The organism is Intestinibacter sp. (assembly GCF_051866655.1).
GTDB lineage: Bacteria > Bacillota > Clostridia > Peptostreptococcales > Peptostreptococcaceae > Intestinibacter.
Genome location: NZ_JBJDXL010000358.1, coordinates 1 through 3,306 on the forward strand (window position 1 = coordinate 1; position 3,306 = coordinate 3,306).

Sequence of the window (3,306 nt, forward strand, 5' to 3'; positions counted from 1 at the left end):
CTTTTCTGTCCTTTTTACCGTCTGTAAAAACAACCATAGTTCCTATTGAATCCACACCTTGGATATTAGATATATCGTAGGCTTCTATTCTTTTAGGTACTTTTTCTAGCTTGAGTAACTCTGTTAGCTGTGTTAGAGCTCCTATACTTTTTTCGTATTTTTGCTTGTTCAAATGAGAAAATTTATTTAGATACTCCATGGCGTTTCTTCTGACCATTTCAACTAAATTTTTCTTTTCTCCTTTTTGAGGTATTTTAATAGTCACCTTACTTCCTTTTTTGTGGCTTAGCCACTCTTCTAGTATATAATTATCTTCTATTTCTTCATCTATAATTATTTCTTTCGGAATATACTCTTGTTCCATATAAAATTGCTTTACAAATGATCCTAATACAGAGTCAGAAGAGCTCCCATCTACACCTTCTAATATAAAATGCTCTCTACCTATAATTTTGCCGTTTCTAATGAAAAAAACTTGAACACAGGCTTCTTGTTCTGTTCTAGCTAATGCTATTATATCTTGATTTACATCTGAACTGGAAGTATCTATTTTTTGCTTTTCCATTATTTCCTCTAAATTTTTTATTTTATCTCTGTAAATAGCAGCTTCTTCAAAGTTAAATTCCATAGCACATGCATTCATTTTTTCTTTTAAAATTTCTATCAATGTCTCTTCTTTTCCTGACAGAAACATCAATATCTCATCAATCATCTTTCTGTATTCTTCCTTTGACACATTTCCTGTGCATGGTCCTACACATTTTTTGATGTGATGATTTAAACATGGTCTTGCATTATTTTTAATTGCCTTAGGTATATCGACGTTACAGTTTCTTATCGGATATATATTTCTTATTATTTCTAACGTATCATTTACAGCACCTACATTTGTATATGGACCGAAATACTTTGCCTTGTCCTTAAGTACTCTTCTTACCTTCATGACTCTAGGATAGTCCTCATTTACTGTAACCTTTATATAAGGATATGTTTTATCGTCTCTAAGCAAAACATTGTATTTAGGTCTATACTGTTTAATTAAATTACATTCCAATATTAATGCTTCTAATTCAGAATCTGTAATTATATATTCAAAGGAGGCAATATTACTTACCATAGATTTTACTTTAGATGAGTGATTTTTTGATGATTGAAAATATTGTCTTACTCTATTTTTTAGAGAAATAGCCTTCCCAACATAAATTATTTTTTTATTTTTATTTTTCATCAAATAAACACCAGGTTCATCTGGTAGTAATTTTAATTGTTCTTGAATATTAAACACTTAAACTTCTCCTTTTTCTATTCAAAATATTTCTTTAAAAATTGTCCTGTATAGGAATTTTGTACTTTTGAAATTTCCTTTGGAGTTCCTGTAGCTACAATAGTACCTCCGTTATCTCCACCTTCTGGACCTAAGTCTATTATATAATCACAGCTTTTTATCACATCTAGATTATGCTCTATAACTACTATAGAATTTCCTGTATCAGCTAATCTTTGTAAAACATCTATTAATTTTTCTACATCGGCCATATGCAAGCCTGTTGTTGGTTCATCTAAGATATACAGAGTTTTACCTGTTGGTCTCTTACTTAATTCTGTCGCCAATTTAATTCTTTGAGCTTCTCCACCTGATAATTGAGTCGATGGCTGACCTAGTTTTATATATGAAAGTCCGACATCCATCAATGTCTCTAATTTTCTCTTTATTGTAGGTATATTTTCAAAGAATTCCAATGCTTCTTCTACATTCATATCTAGTACATCAGATATAGTTTTATCTTTATATTTAACCTGTAGTGTTTCTCTGTTGTATCTTTCTCCCTTACAAACCTCGCAAGGAACATATACATCAGGCAAGAAGTGCATCTCAATTTTTATTATACCATCGCCTTTACAAGCCTCACATCTTCCACCTTTTACGTTGAAGCTAAATCTTCCTTTCTTGTATCCTCTCGCTTTTGCTTCGTTTGTCATGGCAAATAAATCTCTTATATAATCAAAAATACCTGTATAAGTCGCAGGATTTGATCTAGGTGTTCTTCCTATAGGACTTTGATCTATATTTATTATTTTATCTATATTTTCGATACCCTTTATGTCTTTGTGTTTTCCTGGCTTAGTTTTGGATCTATTTACTTTGTTTGCGACACTCTTGTATAATATTTCATTTATCAGTGTACTCTTTCCTGAGCCAGAAACACCTGTTATACAGACGAATTTTCCTAAAGGTATTTTTACATCTATATTTTTAAGGTTATTTTCACTTGCTTCTATTATTTCTATAAAGTTTCCATTTCCTTCTCTAATAGTGTCTGGAATTTCGATTTTTCTCTTTCCACTCAAGTACATTCCTGTTATAGAATTTGGATTTGCTATTATTTCCTCCATTGTACCTTGAGCTACTATTTCTCCACCGTGTATACCTGCTCCTGGTCCTATATCTACTATGTGGTCTGCTGCTCTCATGGTATCTTCGTCGTGTTCAACTACTATCAATGTATTTCCTATTTTAGTTAAATTTTGTAGTGAAGCTATTAGCTTGTCGTTGTCTCTTTGATGCAGCCCTATACTTGGCTCATCTAGTACATATAATACTCCTACTAAAGCTGAACCTATTTGAGTGGCAAGTCTTATACGTTGAGCCTCTCCACCTGATAGAGTTCCTGCCTTTCTAGATAAATTTAAATATTCCAAGCCTACATTTCTTAAGAAGGATGCTCTTTCACGAATTTCCTTTAATATTTCCTGAGCAATAAATTGATTTTTTTCGCTTAATTGTAAATTATCTATAAAATCTATTAACTCATTTATTGAAAGCTCTGTTACTTCAATTATATTTTTTCCGTTTATTTTTACTGATAAAACTTCTTTTTTAAGTCTGTTTCCATGGCATTTTGGACAAGGTGTTTCCGCCATAAATTCTTCTATTTTTTCCTTTGAATAATCTGAAGAGGTTTCGTTATATCTTCTCTCTAGATTTACAAGAACACCTTCAAATGGAGCTTTATAATGTCTTCTTCCTCCATATTTAGAATCATATTCAAATTCTACCATTACGTTATTTTTACCGTAAAGCAACTCTTCTACAAAGTCTTCTGGTAACTCTTTAAACGGAACATCTAGAGATACACCGAATGTTTCAGCTAAGCTTCTTACCATTTTGCTGTAATAAGTATCATTGCTCTTGCTGACAGATCCCCAAGCTGCAATTGCACCTTGATTTATAGATAAATCCTTATTAGGTATTACTAAATCCTTGTCTACATTTCTTCGTTCTCCAAGACCCTTACATTCGTCACA

At 31.8% G+C, this 3,306-nt stretch carries 2 protein-coding genes; both read right to left on the bottom strand.

The window, feature by feature from the left end:
- A partial coding sequence (uvrC, locus tag ACI3VO_RS10655; protein WP_439757905.1) for an excinuclease ABC subunit UvrC occupies window positions 1-1,285 on the bottom strand: 1,285 nt, incomplete at its 3' end.
- A gap of 17 nt (window positions 1,286-1,302) precedes the next feature.
- A partial coding sequence (gene uvrA, locus ACI3VO_RS10660) for an excinuclease ABC subunit UvrA (protein WP_439757906.1) occupies window positions 1,303-3,306 on the bottom strand: 2,004 nt, incomplete at its 5' end.